We start from the raw sequence: 13,388 nt of genomic DNA, 5'->3' as shown, positions 1-13,388 counted from the left end.
TTTAAAAGGAGAAGATAAACATGACAGAGACAAAGATGAACGTAGAAAGTTTTAACTTGGATCATACAAAAGTAAAGGCACCTTACGTTAGAGTGGCCGACAGAAAAACGGGAAGCCAGGGCGATCTCATCGTCAAGTACGATATTCGTTTTTCTCAGCCTAATAAAGAGCACATGGATTCAATGGCCTTGCATTCACTTGAGCATTTAACGGCAGAACATATCCGCAATCACGCTGATTATGTTGTTGATTTCGGACCAATGGGTTGTCAGACAGGGTTTTACCTGACTGTACTGAACCATGATAACTATGATGAAATTCTGGACATTCTGGAAAAGACAATGCTTGATATTCTGGACGCAGATGAAGTGCCTGCCAGCAATGAGAAACAGTGTGGCTGGGCAGCTCACCACACATTAGAAGGAGCAAAAGAAGTGGCTCAGAAGTTCCTGGATAAAAAAGATGAATGGTCAGTTGTCTTCGCAGACTAAACTATCCCGTTAAACACAAACCGTCTGAGCTTAGTAAAAGTTCAGGCGGTTTTTTTATACACTACATTTTGTGATAGGGTAAAGTAAATTTATCGGACAACAGGAAAGTAAAAGACAGAACGTGCTATAATGAAGCCAAATGAATCAGGGGGAGAGTAATATGTCTGAAAAAGTGTTCGATCTGGAAAGTCAGTTGCTTGCTAACTACAGAAAGGAAGAAAGTGGAGACGGCGTTTCGGGGGAAAGGTTAGCGCGTCGTTTAGGAGAATTATCAAGAATCGGTCTGACAGCGGATAACGGGTCACGACGCCCAGGATTTTCTCTTGAAGAAAAAGAAGCCAAAGATAAAATTATAGGCTGGATGAAAGAGGCCGGTTTAAAAGTCAGGCAGGATGGTGCCGGAAATGTCTTGGGCAGACTGGATGGAAACAATCCGGCTAAGCCTGTTATTATGAGCGGTTCACATGTTGACACGGTTCCTAACGGAGGGCATTTTGATGGGGCATTGGGGGTTCTGTCAGCACTTGAGGTAGCTCAGGCTTGGAAAGATACGGCTTATATGCCAGGCAAACCCTTTGAGGTCGCTGTCTTTACAGACGAGGAAGGTTCCCGCTTTAACGGTGGGCTGACGGGAAGTGAAGCCATGATGGGTGACTCGGATATGGAAGGGTTACTGAAAAAACGCGATTACGATAATCGTCCGTTTGAAGACGTTTTAGCAGATGTCGGCTTAAGTGTGGACGGATTTAAGAATGCCAAGAGAGACTTCGAAGAAATCGAAACCTTTGTGGAAGTACACATCGAACAAGGCAAGCGGCTTGAACGGGAGAATCTGCCGTGCGGAATCGTGACGGGGATTGCCGGACCTTACTGGCTGAAACTGACCTTTAAAGGCAAAGCTGGTCACGCAGGGAACACACCAATGAATGACCGACGAGATGCATTAGTGACTGCAGGAGAGTTTATTCATTTTATCAGCCATCTTCCGGGCAGAATCAGTGAGTCGGCAGTAGCGACTGTAGGTAATATTGAAGTAAAACCGAATGGCACCAATGTGATACCGGGAGAAGTCATCGTGTATGTGGACATAAGAGATATTTATGAAGACTCCAGACAAAAACTGATTGATAAAATCAGACAGGCAGCAGATGATCTATCAAGACCGAGAGAAATTGAAGTGATCTATGAAACCGTTCATGATGTCCTGCCTGTACCTGTGAGAAAAGAACTGCAGCAGAAGATGGCAGAAGCAGCAGAAGAGTCAGGGGTCAGTCCCTATTATCTCTCAAGTGGTGCCGGACATGATGCCATGATTATCGGCCGTCATTTGCCGTCAGCACTCTTGTTCGTCAGAAGTAAAGATGGAGTCAGCCACAATCCGGAAGAATGGTCCGATTTGAATGACTGTGTGAAAGGCGTCCAGATTCTAAAAACTTATATTGAAAAGCTGCAGCAGGAGAGTATTTAAAAAAGGAGAGGTTCAAACAATGAGTTCGGTCACCTATTCGACACTTCCTTTTCTTCAGTTAGCTCCTTTTGAAGCAGTAAAAACCTGTCTGGCTAACGGAGCAGATAAAGTAGAGATTTTTATGGAAGGCCCGTATTGGTCAGACATGACTGATGGACAGTGGCTGGACTTGGCAGAAAAACTGAACCAGTTACCCTGTGAGTATAGTGTCCACCCGCCCCAGTTTGATTTGAACCTCTCGAGTAACTGGCAGGGTATTCGAGAGGCAGCTGTAACAGAGTATAGAAGGGCTATTCATTTTGCCGGTGCCATTAACGCTTCTCATGTCGTCATTGACCCGGGTCATAGACAGTTGGCCCTAACCAGTCTGGAGGGAACAAGAGAGACCGCTAAATTGGGAATTGAATCACTATTAACCGATGCAGAGAATTGCAACGTTCGTATTGGCATTGAGAATGGCCCGGTTGCCCGTCAATTATTATTCAATGAAGAAGAGTACATCCTATTTATCCAGTCATTCAATCATCCGATGGTGGGTGCAATACTGGACACTGGCCATGCCCGACTTGCCAACTGGGAGAGTGATCGTGTGATTAGACATCTCGGGTCCAGCTTACTGGCTGTTCATCTTAATGATACAAGTGGTCGGGTAGACAACCACCTGCCTTTGGGGAAGGGCGTTATCAAATGGCAATCCGTCTTTCATGAATTGAATCAGCTGACCAGCAGCCCGGACTTAGTTTTGGAGCTGAATTCTGAAACAGGAGTGGAAGCTCTTCTTAAAAGCCGGGAGTACATCCAGACTTTCATGCAGTAGCAACCTATTTAAGTTAAGAAAACACAAAATGGAGCAGCTTATCAGGCTGTAGATGAATAAACTGTCTTATGCCACTTTCTGAAAGAGAAAGTGGCATGAGGCAGTATTTTTTTATAGAAAAAAGCACACGACTTCAATAGAAGAAGTCGTGTGCTTTGTATGAATAATCCTTTTATCTGCGGTTTCTGCCGCCTCGACCAAAAATCAGGAAGAGTCGCAGTACACTTAAGAATGAAGCGATGGCAGCTGCCACATAAGTTAATGCTGCAGCGTTGAGTACCTTCTTGGCTTGCGGTATTTCTTCACGCGTCAGCAGTCCCTGTTCTTCGAGTACACGAATGGCACGTTTAGATGCATCAAACTCGACTGGAAGGGTAATGAGCTGAAACAGTAAAGTTAACGAAAACATCAGTATTCCGATGTTAATGAGTGTTTCATTGTAGCTCATAAATATTCCAAGAAAAAGAATAGGAAAAGCAGCAGTCTGTCCAAAATTAGTTACCGGTACAAGAGCCGCACGCAGACGAAGCGGACCATAATTGTCTCTATCCTGCATGGCATGACCAGCTTCATGCGCAGCAACCCCAATAGCAGCAACAGATGTGGAGTTACGCGTTGTATCAGACAAGCGCAAAACGTTATCCTGAGAATTATAGTGATCTGTCAGGTTCCCTCTGATACCTTCCAGGCGGACATTCTGTAACTGTGATGCATTTAAGATTTGTCGGCACACATCTGATGCTGTGTAACCGCGTTGACTTTTGACTTCACCGTATTTACTGTAAGTGGACTGAACATACATACTGGCGAATCCGGAAATAACCATACCGATTATGATAAGGATCATTGTCGGATCCCAATACAACGGGAAAAAAGGCATGATGTTGACCCCCTTTAAACTTTCAATATATTTTAAAATCTCATCGATTCTTCCCTAATTATACCATATTCTAACCCTAAGTAGGGTAAGAGCAGTTAAAATAACTATGTGTTCTTTGTGAAAGTTATATGACAGCAATGTGCTCAGGTGCGCGGGTTCCTTTTTAAAAGAGGGGGAATATGCTACTTAAGATACATGAAAAAGAAAAGGTTTACATTTCCAAGTAAAAATTTAGTAAAACTAATTGTTATTATTTACTAAAAAATGTACAATGAGAGTGACTAATAAAAAAGGAGCGAGATAGATGAAACGAAGCGAGCTGCTCAAAGAATTTAAAGAAGTATTTGGCTATCCGGGTGACAGAGTCTTTTTCTCACCAGGACGCATTAATTTAATCGGCGAACATACAGATTACAATGGAGGAAAAGTATTTCCCTGTGCCATCACAATGGGGACTTACGGGGTGGTCAAAAAACGGACAGATAATAAGGTGCAGGCTTTTTCCGGTAATTTTCCAGAGGTAGGCTTGCTGTCATTTTCACTCGATGACCTCAACTATAAAAAAGAAGACAATTGGACGAACTATGTCAAAGGCATGATTAAATACATTCAGGAAAAGACGCAGCCGCTGGATAAAGGCTTTGATTTGTATATCTACGGTACGATTCCTAATGGAGCCTCCCTGTCATCATCAGCTTCTCTTGAGCTTCTAACGGGCGTTATTGTCAGATCGCTTTACAATTTGTCTATCAGTCAGCTTGAACTAGTCAAGCTTGGCATGCGTACAGAAAATGAGTTTCTGGGATTGAATTCCGGAATTCTGGATCAGTTTGCTATCGGTATGGCTGAAAAAGGAAAGGCAATGCTACTGGATACCAATACGCTTGAGTACGAACAGGTGCCTGTGGATTTGCCGGATCACAAGATTATCATCATGAATTCCATGACCCGAAGAGAACTGGTGGATTCGGAGTACAATACCAGACGCCAGCAGTGCGAAGAAGCACTTGAGCAGCTTCAGCAAGTGGTGTCTGTCGAGAGCCTGGGTGAACTGACGGAAGAGTTATTTGAAGAGCATAAACATGTCATCAAAGACGATGTACTGATGAGGCGCGCGCGTCATGCGGTGTATGAAAGTATCCGGACAGAAAAAGCAGCGCAGGCTTTGATGGATGGCGACTTGGCAACCTTTGGACAGTATATGAATGACTCTCATGTGTCCCTGCATGACGATTATGAAGTGACTATAAAAGAGACCGACCTGCTGCCTCATTTGGCCTGGGAACAAGACGGGACTGTTGGCGCACGCATGACTGGCGGTGGGTTTGGCGGCTGCTGTATTGCGATTGTTGAAAACGAACACGTTGATACCTTTATCAAACAGGTAGGGCAAGGCTACGAAAAAGAAATAGGGCATCCTGCCGAGTTTTACATTGCAGAAACTGAGGATGGCACAAAGGAATGGGTGGAAAATGAGTAAGGAAAAACTGAATGGGATTGACCAGACAATAACGGATTTTGTTGAAGCAACTGTTCAAAACGGGATGATGGATGCTATTGACACTATTTACGTGACCAACAGGCTGGTTGAACTCCTCGGAAAAGAATCCATTGAAATGCTTGAACCTTCAGAGAACTTGCCGTCGTCACTTAATTTGCTGGACAACATGATTGACTACGCTGTTTCAGAGACTATCATTGAGGACCTCCCATCTGCTAAAGATGTTTTTGGTGCCAAATTGATGAATATCATAACGCCTTTTCCCTCTGAAGTTAACCGCAATTTTTGGGAAGCCTACAAAAATGGACCAAAAAAAGCCACGGACTTGTATTTTGAATTAAGCAAGCAGACGAATTATATCAAGACGAGAGAGATTGCCAAGAATATCGAATACAGTCATGACACAGAATACGGAGAGCTGGAGATTACCATTAATCTCTCCAAGCCTGAAAAAGACCCCAAGGAAATTGCCAAAGCACGTCAAAAGACAACACGCTATCCTGAGTGTGCTCTCTGTATGGAAAATGAAGGCTATGAAGGGCATTTGACTCATCCCGGAAGAGCGAATCACCGGATTGTCCGGATGGAAGTTAATGGCGAGGAATGGGGGTTCCAGTACTCTCCTTATGCTTATTACAATGAGCATGCCATCTTTCTGTCCCGTGAACACCGCGAGATGAATGTCGGCATTCGAGCGATTGAAAATCTGCTTGATATACTGACGACTCTGCCTCATTACTTTGTCGGCTCCAATGCAGGGCTGCCTATCGTTGGCGGTTCGATTTTATCCCATGATCATTACCAGGGCGGGCGCTACACATTCCCTCTGGAAGAGGCAGAAGCAGACTACGCCTTTGAATTGCCAGAGTACAGCAGTGTGAAAGCCAGCGTCATCAAGTGGCCGATGTCTGTCATTCGACTGCGTGCATCCGATAAAAGCGAATTAATACAGGCTGCAGATTGGGTGATGACCAGATGGGAGCAGTATTCAGATGAATCGGTAGGCATTTTTGCCGAAACTGACGGCACGCCGCACAATGCTGTTACACCAATAGCGAGACGAAAAGGGAAAGACTTTGAACTGGATCTTGTACTAAGAAACAACCGGACATCAGAAACCTATCCGGATGGTATTTTTCACCCGCATCCTCCTGTCCAGCACATTAAGAAAGAAAATATCGGACTGATTGAGGTTATGGGGCTGGCAATTCTCCCACCAAGACTCAAGATGGAGCTCCAGGAAGTGAGAAATTACCTTCTGGGTAAACCAAATGAAATTGATGCCATTCATCTTGATTGGGCAAACGAGATTAAAGGCGCACATGAGGTGACAGAAGAAAACGTGGAAGCTATTGTAGAAGAAGCCGTTGGAGAAGTATTCCTGCAAGTATTAAAGGATGCAGGTGTCTTTAAACGGGATGAAACAGGCGTAAAAGCTTTCAAGCAATTTGTTGATTATTTAACGAAAAATTAAAACAACTGGAGGAATTAACGTGTTCATAACAAGTAAACTTTATGGAAAAGTAAATACGACGGATGTAGAAGAATATACTGTGACTAATTCAAAGGGTGTAGCCATCAGCGCGATTCCTTTTGGTGCAACCTTAACCAAAGTAATCACACCCGATAAAAATGGCAACCTGGCTGATATTACATTAAATGTAGAAAGTCTGGATGATTTTATCACTCATCGTCCTTTTTATGGTGCAACAATCGGTCGCGTAGCGGGCCGTATTACTAAAGGGCAGTATTCTTTAGGCGGAACAGACTATCAGCTTGATGTCAATGAAGGAAACAACCTCCTGCATGGAGGGTCGGAAGGCTTTGACACGAAGCTTTGGCACATAGAAACAGAAACAACGGACAAGGAAGGCCGCCTGATTTTTACTTACACGAGTCCGGAAGGAGAAAATAATTTCCCTGGGAACTTGTGGGTAAAGGTGACCTATACATTAACAGAAGAAAACGAATGGATTATTGACTATGAAGCAAAGACAGATGCCCCTACACTGTTTAACCCGACTAATCATGTGTACTTTAACTTGACTGGAGATATCAAGCAGTCGATTGTGAACCACGAGCTCTACTTAAACAGTGAGTTTTTTGCGTCACTGGGAGAAGAGAATCTGCCAAGTGGTAACCTGGAAAAAGTTGAGGGGACACCATTTGATTTCACTACTCCTAAACAGGTCAAGGAAGCAGTGTTATCTGATCACCCACAAATCAAGCCACTAAATGGGCTGGATCACCCCTTTGTTTTGAGTCCGAAGGAAGAGGAAGCTCAAGGTGTATTATATGATCCGGAATCGGGTCGAGAAGTAACGCTTTATACTGACTGCAATAGTGTTGTTGTCTTTACACATAACGGTGAAGTGGATGATTATTCCATCGAGGGCGAGCCGGCCAGACAGTATGCAGGCATCACACTTGAAACGCAGACCCTCCCAGATGCAGTGAACCAGCCTGGGTTTGGAAATATTATTTTAAGACCAGAAGATACCTTCACGTCTAAAACTACCTATAAATTTGGCGTGCGAAATGATTAAAAACAGAAAGTAGGCGCAAAGTCATGGCAACACTCAAGGATATTGCTAATAAAGCGGGAGTGTCAACCTCTACAGTGTCCAGAGTATTAAATTACGATGCCACATTGTCTGTAGGTGAAGAAACGAAAAAACGCATTTTTGAAGTGGCTGAAGCCCTGGAATACAAAAATTTAAAGCGCGCGTCTTCCAAGAAAAAAGGCACCGTTGCTATTATCAACTGGGTCAGTGAATCAGAAGAACTGAATGATGTCTATTACATGTCCATCCGAATGAGCGCTGAAAACAAAGCCAAAGAACTTGGCTATGATTTCATTCGAGTATACGATCAGGACGAACTGAACGAGGAAGCTGCCCTTTCTGGGATAGTGGCGATAGGCAAGTACAGCCAAAAACAGGTTAAGAAGCTTGAAGACAATAATGTACCGGTCTGCTTCGTCGATTTTAAGCCCTATACAGAGAGTGACTGTGTACTGGTGGATTTCAAGTCAGCAATTAAAGATAATATTGACTTCCTGATCAATCAGGGGCACACAAAAATTGGCTTTATCGGTGGCGAGGAGTCCTTCAGCGATGGGACCGGTCACTGGATTGATCCGCGTGAGAAAATCGCCCGTGAGTATTTGAAGCGCAAGAAGCTATTCCGCTCAGAGTACTTTTTCACTGGTCAGTTTAGAGTCGAAGACGGCCGGACAAATATGCTGGCAGCACTGGACCAGCTATCTGAAGAGGAGCGACCTACGGCTTTTATAGCGGCTAATGATGCCATAGCAATAGGCTGTCTGAAAGCCTTGTATGAAAAGCAGATCAAAGTGCCGCAGGAAATGAGTCTGATAGGTTTCAATGATATCTCTACGGCAAAATATATTACCCCGGCTCTGACTACCGTTAAAGTCTACACAGAAGAAATGGGCAGGACAGGTGTCCAGCTTCTGCATGAAAGAATAAGCGAAGGAAGAGAAGCTAGCAAGACCGTTATCTTATCAACCAGTTTGATTGAACGTGAAAGTACGCAAGCTTCAAAAAAATAGTCCAACACACAACAAAACACCTCTACCCATTTGAAATGGGCAGAGGTGTTTTTCCTAATGGTTTAAAGCTTGTTCAATTTTTCAAATGCATTATCTTCAGGCTCGTAGCCTAGTTTGACCCGAGCGGAATCGATGTCCAGTCTTGGGAAAGAATTGTTTGAAATACCATTGACCAGTAAGTAAGGCTCTTCCAGTTTGGCAGTCAAACAGCAGTCAATCAGGTGATTCATATCGCGCTCTGAAAAATACATGGCCATTCCGTAAAAGTCGCTGTCGGGATCAATTTCGTCATCACTTGATGTATAATCGCCGATGCGAATGCCTATTGATTCAATTCCTTTTTTAAAGGCATAATAACTGCCTAAAGCTTCAAGGTAAGCTTTAGAAACACCATACAAATCATCCGGTCTGACCTGATCCGTTGTTTTAACCTGAACATTTTTTGGATAGGCATCACTGGCATGTATGGAACTGGCAAAAATAATACGTTTTAATGTAGGCGACTCCGCTGCTTTTTTATAAAGATTCTGGGGCAGTACATAATTCAGATCCACCAGTTCATCATAAAAATCAGCTTCAGGGTCGGGATTTCCAGCTAGTTGAATAACATACTCAACGCCGTCTAGGGCGTCATCCCACTTATCCAGTTTTGACAAGTCTGCCTCAACAATTTTTACGCCTTCTTTTAAATCTTCCGGAAAATCAGAAAAATCAATATCAGCCAGTACAAGATCATGTGAATCTCTTAAATGCTTCGTTAAATTTGTACCTATTTCTCCAGTCGCACCGGTAATCAGCAGTTTACTCATAAAATAGCTCCTTAATTTAGATTTTATAATAAAAGCCATCCTCAGAGCGAAAGCTCCAAGGATGGAAATACTGTGTTTTCGAGAGTGGTGAGGATTACTTAATCTCTATCTTCTTTTGCTTCTCCTACTGCGTCGTGTCCTTCGCCTTTAGCTTTCTGGGCTTTTCCTTCAGCCTGTTTTTTCTTGTCGTCAGCTGCATCTCCGTATGCGTCTTTCATGCCGCCGACGGCTTTATCTTTGGCCCCTTTAGCTTTATGTCTCAAACTATCTTTATTCTCATCCACAACAATTCCACCTTTCATTATTTGACTGTCATTAACTGTTCACATTTATTCTAAAATGAACAGTTTGATAATTCAAAAGATACGTCTTAAAGACTGCTGATTCGTTTCTCAATACAGTTAAAATATGCTAAACTTATTTTAACTAGAATGAGACTAAGGAGCAGTGAAATGAAAATACTCGGAATCGACACGTCTAACCAGGTAATGACGGTAGCTCTGGCTGAAAACTCGCGGCTGATTGCTGAAAAAACGGTTAATGTGAAAAGAAATCATAGCATACAGCTGATGCCGGCGATAGAAGAGCTGTTTAAAGAAGCTGAATGGCTGCCTAAAGACCTGGACCGCATTGCAGTAGCTAAAGGACCTGGATCCTATACAGGCGTGAGAATCGGAGTCACTGTAGCTAAAACACTGGCATTCAGCCTCTCTTGTGATATTGTTGGCATTTCCAGCCTTCAGGTCTTGGCGGGGAACGGAGAGCGCATTCCCGGCTCGTATATTGTTCCTGTTTTCGATGCAAGAAGAGGAAACATCTTCACAGGCTTATATCAGGTCAAAGGCAACAAGATTGTGCAGGTCAAGAAAGACACGCATATTTCCGTCAGCGACTGGGCAGAGAGATTAAAACAACTGGCGGCACCTCTGCAGTTATTGGGTGAAGACGTTGAAAAGCACAGCGAAACAGTTAAAGAGGTTTTATCAGACGCCTTAATTGAGTTGCCTATGAGCCGTCAGTATACACGAGCAAGTATACTGACGGAAATGGCTCTGGACTTGGAACCGGAGTCTGTGCATACATTTGAGCCGAACTATATTCGTTTAGCTGAAGCGGAACAGAAATGGATGGAGGCTAATCCGGAACTGACACAAGGGGGCGGGTGGATTGAAAAACTTTAAAGACTGGTTTTCAGATAAAGTAACGAGAACAACGGCAAAATCATTCGTCCCGCTGGCAGCCCGTGTCAAACTGGAACAGCCGTTTTATTCCCTGTCAGATGAATGGTTTCTGACTGCGAAGATTGCCCGTGAAGAAGACACGGACAGCATACTGACGATTGAGAAATTGTGCTATAACGGCAAGACACCGTGGAATCGGTCTGCGATTCTGCATGAAATCCGATTCAATAGAAACGCCTTTTATATCGTAGTGTATGATAATGAAAAGCCCGTCGCTTTTGTCGGTTCTTGGATTATTGATAATGAAGCGCACATCACGAATATTGCAACCATTCCTGACTATCAGAATAAAGGAATTGCCAGTTATCTGATGAAAGAAATTATTCAGGTAGCGGAAAAGGAAAACATCAAAGAAGTCACACTGGAAGTACGGGTGTCCAACAAGACGGCGCAAAGTCTGTATAGAACCCTTGGATTTGAAGATGGCCGAATTAAACACGGTTATTATGCAAATGATCACGAAGATGCACTGGAAATGAGATATCTCCTGCCGCAGACCAGTGAAGAATAGAAGGTAGCGAATTGATGACAGAAGATAGACTGACCATACGGGCATATTCACTGGAAGAAGAGCTAAGCCTTGATTTTTATGAACTGGCCGCTCAGTCTTTTGTTCATGGAGCACCCTGGACACTTCAGCAGTATGCGGAAACATTAGCAGACAGTCAGCTCAACTTCTTTGTGGCTGAATCAGAAGAGGAGATTGTCGGCTACGTCGGAGGCAAGCTGCTGTTTGATGAAGCTGAAATTTATTCTGTGGCTGTAAATACTAGCTATCAGGGCAGGCAGGTGGCCACTCGGCTAGTCAGAGCGTTTATGGAGTATTGTGAAAAGCAGGGGGTGACCACTGTCTTTTTGGAAGTTCGCGAGTCGAATGTCCCAGCGCGTACTTTATATGAAAAGCTGAATTTTACCGTAATAGGCAAACGGCCCAATTACTATACCCATCCGGTCGAAGATGCCATTTTAATGAAATGTACTATTGGAAAGTTGGAGCATGATGAGCAGTAAACTAATATTAGCTATTGAGACCAGTTGTGATGAAACAAGTGCAGCGGTTATTGAGAACGGTAATCGTATGTTATCTAATATCGTTGCCTCACAAGTGAAAAGTCATCAGCGTTTTGGCGGAGTTGTACCGGAAATTGCCAGCAGGCATCATGTGGAACAGATTACGCTGATAATTGAAGAAGCCATGAAAGAAGCAGGGGTTTCCTACGAGGAACTTGATGCAGTGGCTGTGACGGAAGGGCCAGGACTGGTCGGTGCGCTTCTGATTGGTGTGAACGCTGCGAAAGCCGTGGCATTTGCTCACCAGATTCCACTGATTGCAGTGAATCACATTAAAGGTCATATTTTTGCCAATCAGCTCGTGAATGACATGGCGTACCCATTACTGTCGCTGGTCGTCAGTGGGGGGCATACCGAACTGATTTACATGGAGAGTCCGGATTCGTTTGAAATTATTGGTGAGACCAGAGACGATGCGGCCGGAGAAGCTTATGATAAAATCGGTCGGGTCATCGGCGTGCCTTATCCGGGAGGGAAGCATATCGATGAAATGGCTCATAAAGGGGAAGACACCTATCATTTCCCCCGGGCCATGATACAGGAAGACAATTACGACTTCAGTTTCAGTGGTTTGAAGAGTGCGTTCATCAATACCGTTCACAATGCGAAACAAAAGAATGAATCGCTGAATGATGAAAATCTGGCAGCCAGTTTTCAGGCAGCTGTTGTTGAGGTGCTGGTAGCCAAAACCATGCGGGCGGTGAAAGAAAAGCAGGTTAAACAGCTTGTGCTGGCAGGTGGTGTGGCTGCGAATAAAGGTCTGAGAGAGGCATTGAGCGAGGCCGTCACTCAAGAAGCTCCAGAAGTGGAACTGCTGATTCCACCGCTGGAATTATGCGGGGACAATGCTGCAATGATTGGAGCAGCTGCCTTTGTGCAACTCGAAAAAGGTCAGTTTGCAGATTATACACTAAACGGCAGGCCGGGATTATCCGTCTAACTCTTAGTAAACAGTGGACAGAATCTCTATTAAAAAATAAACACGACTAGGCTATCACTATTTGAGTGAAAGACCTGTCGTGTTTTTGTATGAACGCCTTTAGTAAAGGAGTGACTACTCAGTGGAATCAGTTAATGTAATGCCTCTCGAATGTACGGGAGTGGAGAAGACAATCTGCGTGTAAGTTTTACCAAACTGCTGAAGATCATTGATAAAGTCATCCAGTTCAGTTGTCGTCGGGAACGCTACTTTAATCAGCATCGAAAATTCACCAGTCACACAGTTGCACTCAATCACGTTGGGCTTGGTCTCGATATAGGGGTAGAATTCTTTTTTCTGATTCGGACTCAAGTCGAGCTGAATAAATGCCTGAATGTGGTACCCCAATTTTTTAAAATTCACGCGCATAGTGTAATGTTCAATGTAACCTTCTTTTTCAAGCTTGGAAATACGATTTGAAATAGCAGGGGAAGAAAGAAATGTCTCACTGGCTATTTCTTTTAATGATACCCTGCTGTTTTCCTGTAATATCTGTAGAATTCTTAAATCCATCTGATCCATCTTCTGCGTCCACCTTACTTTCTCTCTATTGAAGT

Annotated in this window: 15 protein-coding genes; 11 read left to right on the top strand and 4 right to left on the bottom strand. The window is 43.7% G+C overall.

The genetic code is table 11. The features are described from left to right. Nucleotides 1-20: 20 nt before the first annotated feature. The 3 genes from ACYVLS_RS03595 to ACYVLS_RS03585 all read left to right on the top strand — a co-directional run bounded on the left by ACYVLS_RS03595 (nucleotide 21) and on the right by ACYVLS_RS03585 (nucleotide 2,776). The gene (locus tag ACYVLS_RS03595; protein WP_460321332.1) at nucleotides 21-491 is read left to right on the top strand and encodes an S-ribosylhomocysteine lyase; all 471 of its coding nucleotides are present in this window, start codon (nucleotides 21-23) and stop codon (nucleotides 489-491) included. Between the two features lie 160 nt (nucleotides 492-651). Continuing rightward, on the top strand, nucleotides 652-1,959 hold the full coding sequence (locus tag ACYVLS_RS03590; protein WP_460321330.1) for an allantoate amidohydrolase: 1,308 nt from the start codon (nucleotides 652-654) through the stop codon (nucleotides 1,957-1,959). A 19-nt stretch (nucleotides 1,960-1,978) separates the two neighbouring features. Then, the gene (locus tag ACYVLS_RS03585) at nucleotides 1,979-2,776 is read left to right on the top strand and encodes a sugar phosphate isomerase/epimerase family protein (RefSeq protein WP_460321327.1); all 798 of its coding nucleotides are present in this window, start codon (nucleotides 1,979-1,981) and stop codon (nucleotides 2,774-2,776) included. A 172-nt stretch (nucleotides 2,777-2,948) separates the two neighbouring features. On the opposite strand, the gene ACYVLS_RS03580 is transcribed toward ACYVLS_RS03585, so the two are convergent. After that, entirely contained in the window at nucleotides 2,949-3,659 is a 711-nt protein-coding gene (locus tag ACYVLS_RS03580) for a zinc metallopeptidase (RefSeq protein WP_460321364.1), read from the bottom strand. Nucleotides 3,660-3,960: 301 nt separating this feature from the next. On the opposite strand from ACYVLS_RS03580, the gene ACYVLS_RS03575 reads away from it, so the two are divergent. Genes ACYVLS_RS03575 through ACYVLS_RS03560 form a run of 4 tightly spaced genes read left to right on the top strand, consistent with a single transcriptional unit; the run spans nucleotide 3,961 to nucleotide 8,731 of the window. Next, nucleotides 3,961-5,136: a galactokinase gene (locus tag ACYVLS_RS03575; RefSeq protein WP_460321325.1), complete on the top strand. Its 1,176-nt coding sequence runs from the start codon at nucleotides 3,961-3,963 to the stop codon at nucleotides 5,134-5,136. Then, a complete protein-coding gene (gene galT / locus ACYVLS_RS03570) occupies nucleotides 5,129-6,631 on the top strand; it encodes a UDP-glucose--hexose-1-phosphate uridylyltransferase (RefSeq protein ID WP_460321323.1) in 1,503 nt (500 codons plus the stop codon). Before ACYVLS_RS03575 ends, galT begins: the two co-directional genes overlap by 8 nt. Before the next feature lie 19 nt (nucleotides 6,632-6,650). After that, nucleotides 6,651-7,703 carry an aldose epimerase family protein gene (locus ACYVLS_RS03565; RefSeq protein WP_460321320.1) on the top strand — a complete coding sequence of 351 codons (1,053 nt, stop codon included), beginning with the start codon at nucleotides 6,651-6,653 and terminating at the stop codon, nucleotides 7,701-7,703. A 23-nt stretch (nucleotides 7,704-7,726) separates the two neighbouring features. Beyond that, a complete protein-coding gene (locus tag ACYVLS_RS03560) occupies nucleotides 7,727-8,731 on the top strand; it encodes a LacI family DNA-binding transcriptional regulator (protein ID WP_460321318.1) in 1,005 nt (334 codons plus the stop codon). Between the two features lie 62 nt (nucleotides 8,732-8,793). Here ACYVLS_RS03560 and ACYVLS_RS03555 read toward each other — a convergent pair whose 3' ends face one another. Together ACYVLS_RS03555 and ACYVLS_RS03550 are read right to left on the bottom strand one after the other, a co-directional pair. Further along, on the bottom strand, nucleotides 8,794-9,540 hold the full coding sequence (locus ACYVLS_RS03555) for an NAD-dependent epimerase/dehydratase family protein (RefSeq protein WP_460321315.1): 747 nt from the start codon (nucleotides 9,538-9,540) through the stop codon (nucleotides 8,794-8,796). 98 nt (nucleotides 9,541-9,638) lie between these two features. After that, nucleotides 9,639-9,824 (bottom strand): CsbD family protein, encoded by a 186-nt coding sequence (locus tag ACYVLS_RS03550; protein ID WP_460321313.1) that lies wholly within the window; start codon nucleotides 9,822-9,824, stop codon nucleotides 9,639-9,641. Between the two features lie 168 nt (nucleotides 9,825-9,992). Here ACYVLS_RS03550 and tsaB point away from each other — a divergent pair, with 168 nt between their 5' ends. From tsaB to tsaD, 4 genes are read left to right on the top strand one after another with little or no spacing between them, the layout of a single operon-like run. After that, complete coding sequence (tsaB, locus tag ACYVLS_RS03545) at nucleotides 9,993-10,721, top strand: tRNA (adenosine(37)-N6)-threonylcarbamoyltransferase complex dimerization subunit type 1 TsaB (protein ID WP_460321311.1); 729 nt, start codon at nucleotides 9,993-9,995, stop codon at nucleotides 10,719-10,721. Beyond that, complete coding sequence (gene rimI, locus ACYVLS_RS03540; RefSeq protein WP_460321308.1) at nucleotides 10,708-11,292, top strand: ribosomal protein S18-alanine N-acetyltransferase; 585 nt, start codon at nucleotides 10,708-10,710, stop codon at nucleotides 11,290-11,292. The genes tsaB and rimI (ACYVLS_RS03540) overlap by 14 nt, the downstream gene beginning before the upstream one ends. Nucleotides 11,293-11,306: 14 nt before the next feature. Beyond that, entirely contained in the window at nucleotides 11,307-11,792 is a 486-nt protein-coding gene (gene rimI / locus ACYVLS_RS03535; protein ID WP_460321306.1) for a ribosomal protein S18-alanine N-acetyltransferase, read from the top strand. After that, a complete protein-coding gene (gene tsaD / locus ACYVLS_RS03530; protein WP_460321304.1) occupies nucleotides 11,782-12,792 on the top strand; it encodes a tRNA (adenosine(37)-N6)-threonylcarbamoyltransferase complex transferase subunit TsaD in 1,011 nt (336 codons plus the stop codon). The genes rimI (ACYVLS_RS03535) and tsaD overlap by 11 nt, the downstream gene beginning before the upstream one ends. Before the next feature lie 114 nt (nucleotides 12,793-12,906). On the opposite strand, the gene ACYVLS_RS03525 is transcribed toward tsaD, so the two are convergent. Continuing rightward, entirely contained in the window at nucleotides 12,907-13,353 is a 447-nt protein-coding gene (locus ACYVLS_RS03525; protein WP_460321302.1) for an Lrp/AsnC family transcriptional regulator, read from the bottom strand. Nucleotides 13,354-13,388: the final 35 nt, after the last annotated feature.

It is taken from the genome of Alkalibacterium psychrotolerans, assembly GCF_054784355.1.
Note: the sequence above shows the minus strand (reverse complement) of the source record. Positions and strands in the feature narration are given on the sequence as shown.

Excerpts from the sequence above, each read along its gene's own strand:
- rimI (WP_460321306.1), top strand. The coding sequence starts at position 11,307 with ATGACAGAAGATAGACTGACCATACGGGCATATTCACTGGAAGAAGAG.
- ACYVLS_RS03525 (WP_460321302.1), bottom strand. The coding sequence starts at position 13,353 with ATGGATCAGATGGATTTAAGAATTCTACAGATATTACAGGAAAACAGC.
- galT (WP_460321323.1), top strand. The coding sequence starts at position 5,129 with ATGAGTAAGGAAAAACTGAATGGGATTGACCAGACAATAACGGATTTT.
- ACYVLS_RS03590 (WP_460321330.1), top strand. The coding sequence starts at position 652 with ATGTCTGAAAAAGTGTTCGATCTGGAAAGTCAGTTGCTTGCTAACTAC.
- ACYVLS_RS03575 (WP_460321325.1), top strand. The coding sequence starts at position 3,961 with ATGAAACGAAGCGAGCTGCTCAAAGAATTTAAAGAAGTATTTGGCTAT.
- ACYVLS_RS03555 (WP_460321315.1), bottom strand. The coding sequence starts at position 9,540 with ATGAGTAAACTGCTGATTACCGGTGCGACTGGAGAAATAGGTACAAAT.
- tsaD (WP_460321304.1), top strand. The coding sequence starts at position 11,782 with ATGAGCAGTAAACTAATATTAGCTATTGAGACCAGTTGTGATGAAACA.
- tsaB (WP_460321311.1), top strand. The coding sequence starts at position 9,993 with ATGAAAATACTCGGAATCGACACGTCTAACCAGGTAATGACGGTAGCT.
- ACYVLS_RS03595 (WP_460321332.1), top strand. The coding sequence starts at position 21 with ATGACAGAGACAAAGATGAACGTAGAAAGTTTTAACTTGGATCATACA.
- ACYVLS_RS03560 (WP_460321318.1), top strand. The coding sequence starts at position 7,727 with ATGGCAACACTCAAGGATATTGCTAATAAAGCGGGAGTGTCAACCTCT.
- ACYVLS_RS03585 (WP_460321327.1), top strand. The coding sequence starts at position 1,979 with ATGAGTTCGGTCACCTATTCGACACTTCCTTTTCTTCAGTTAGCTCCT.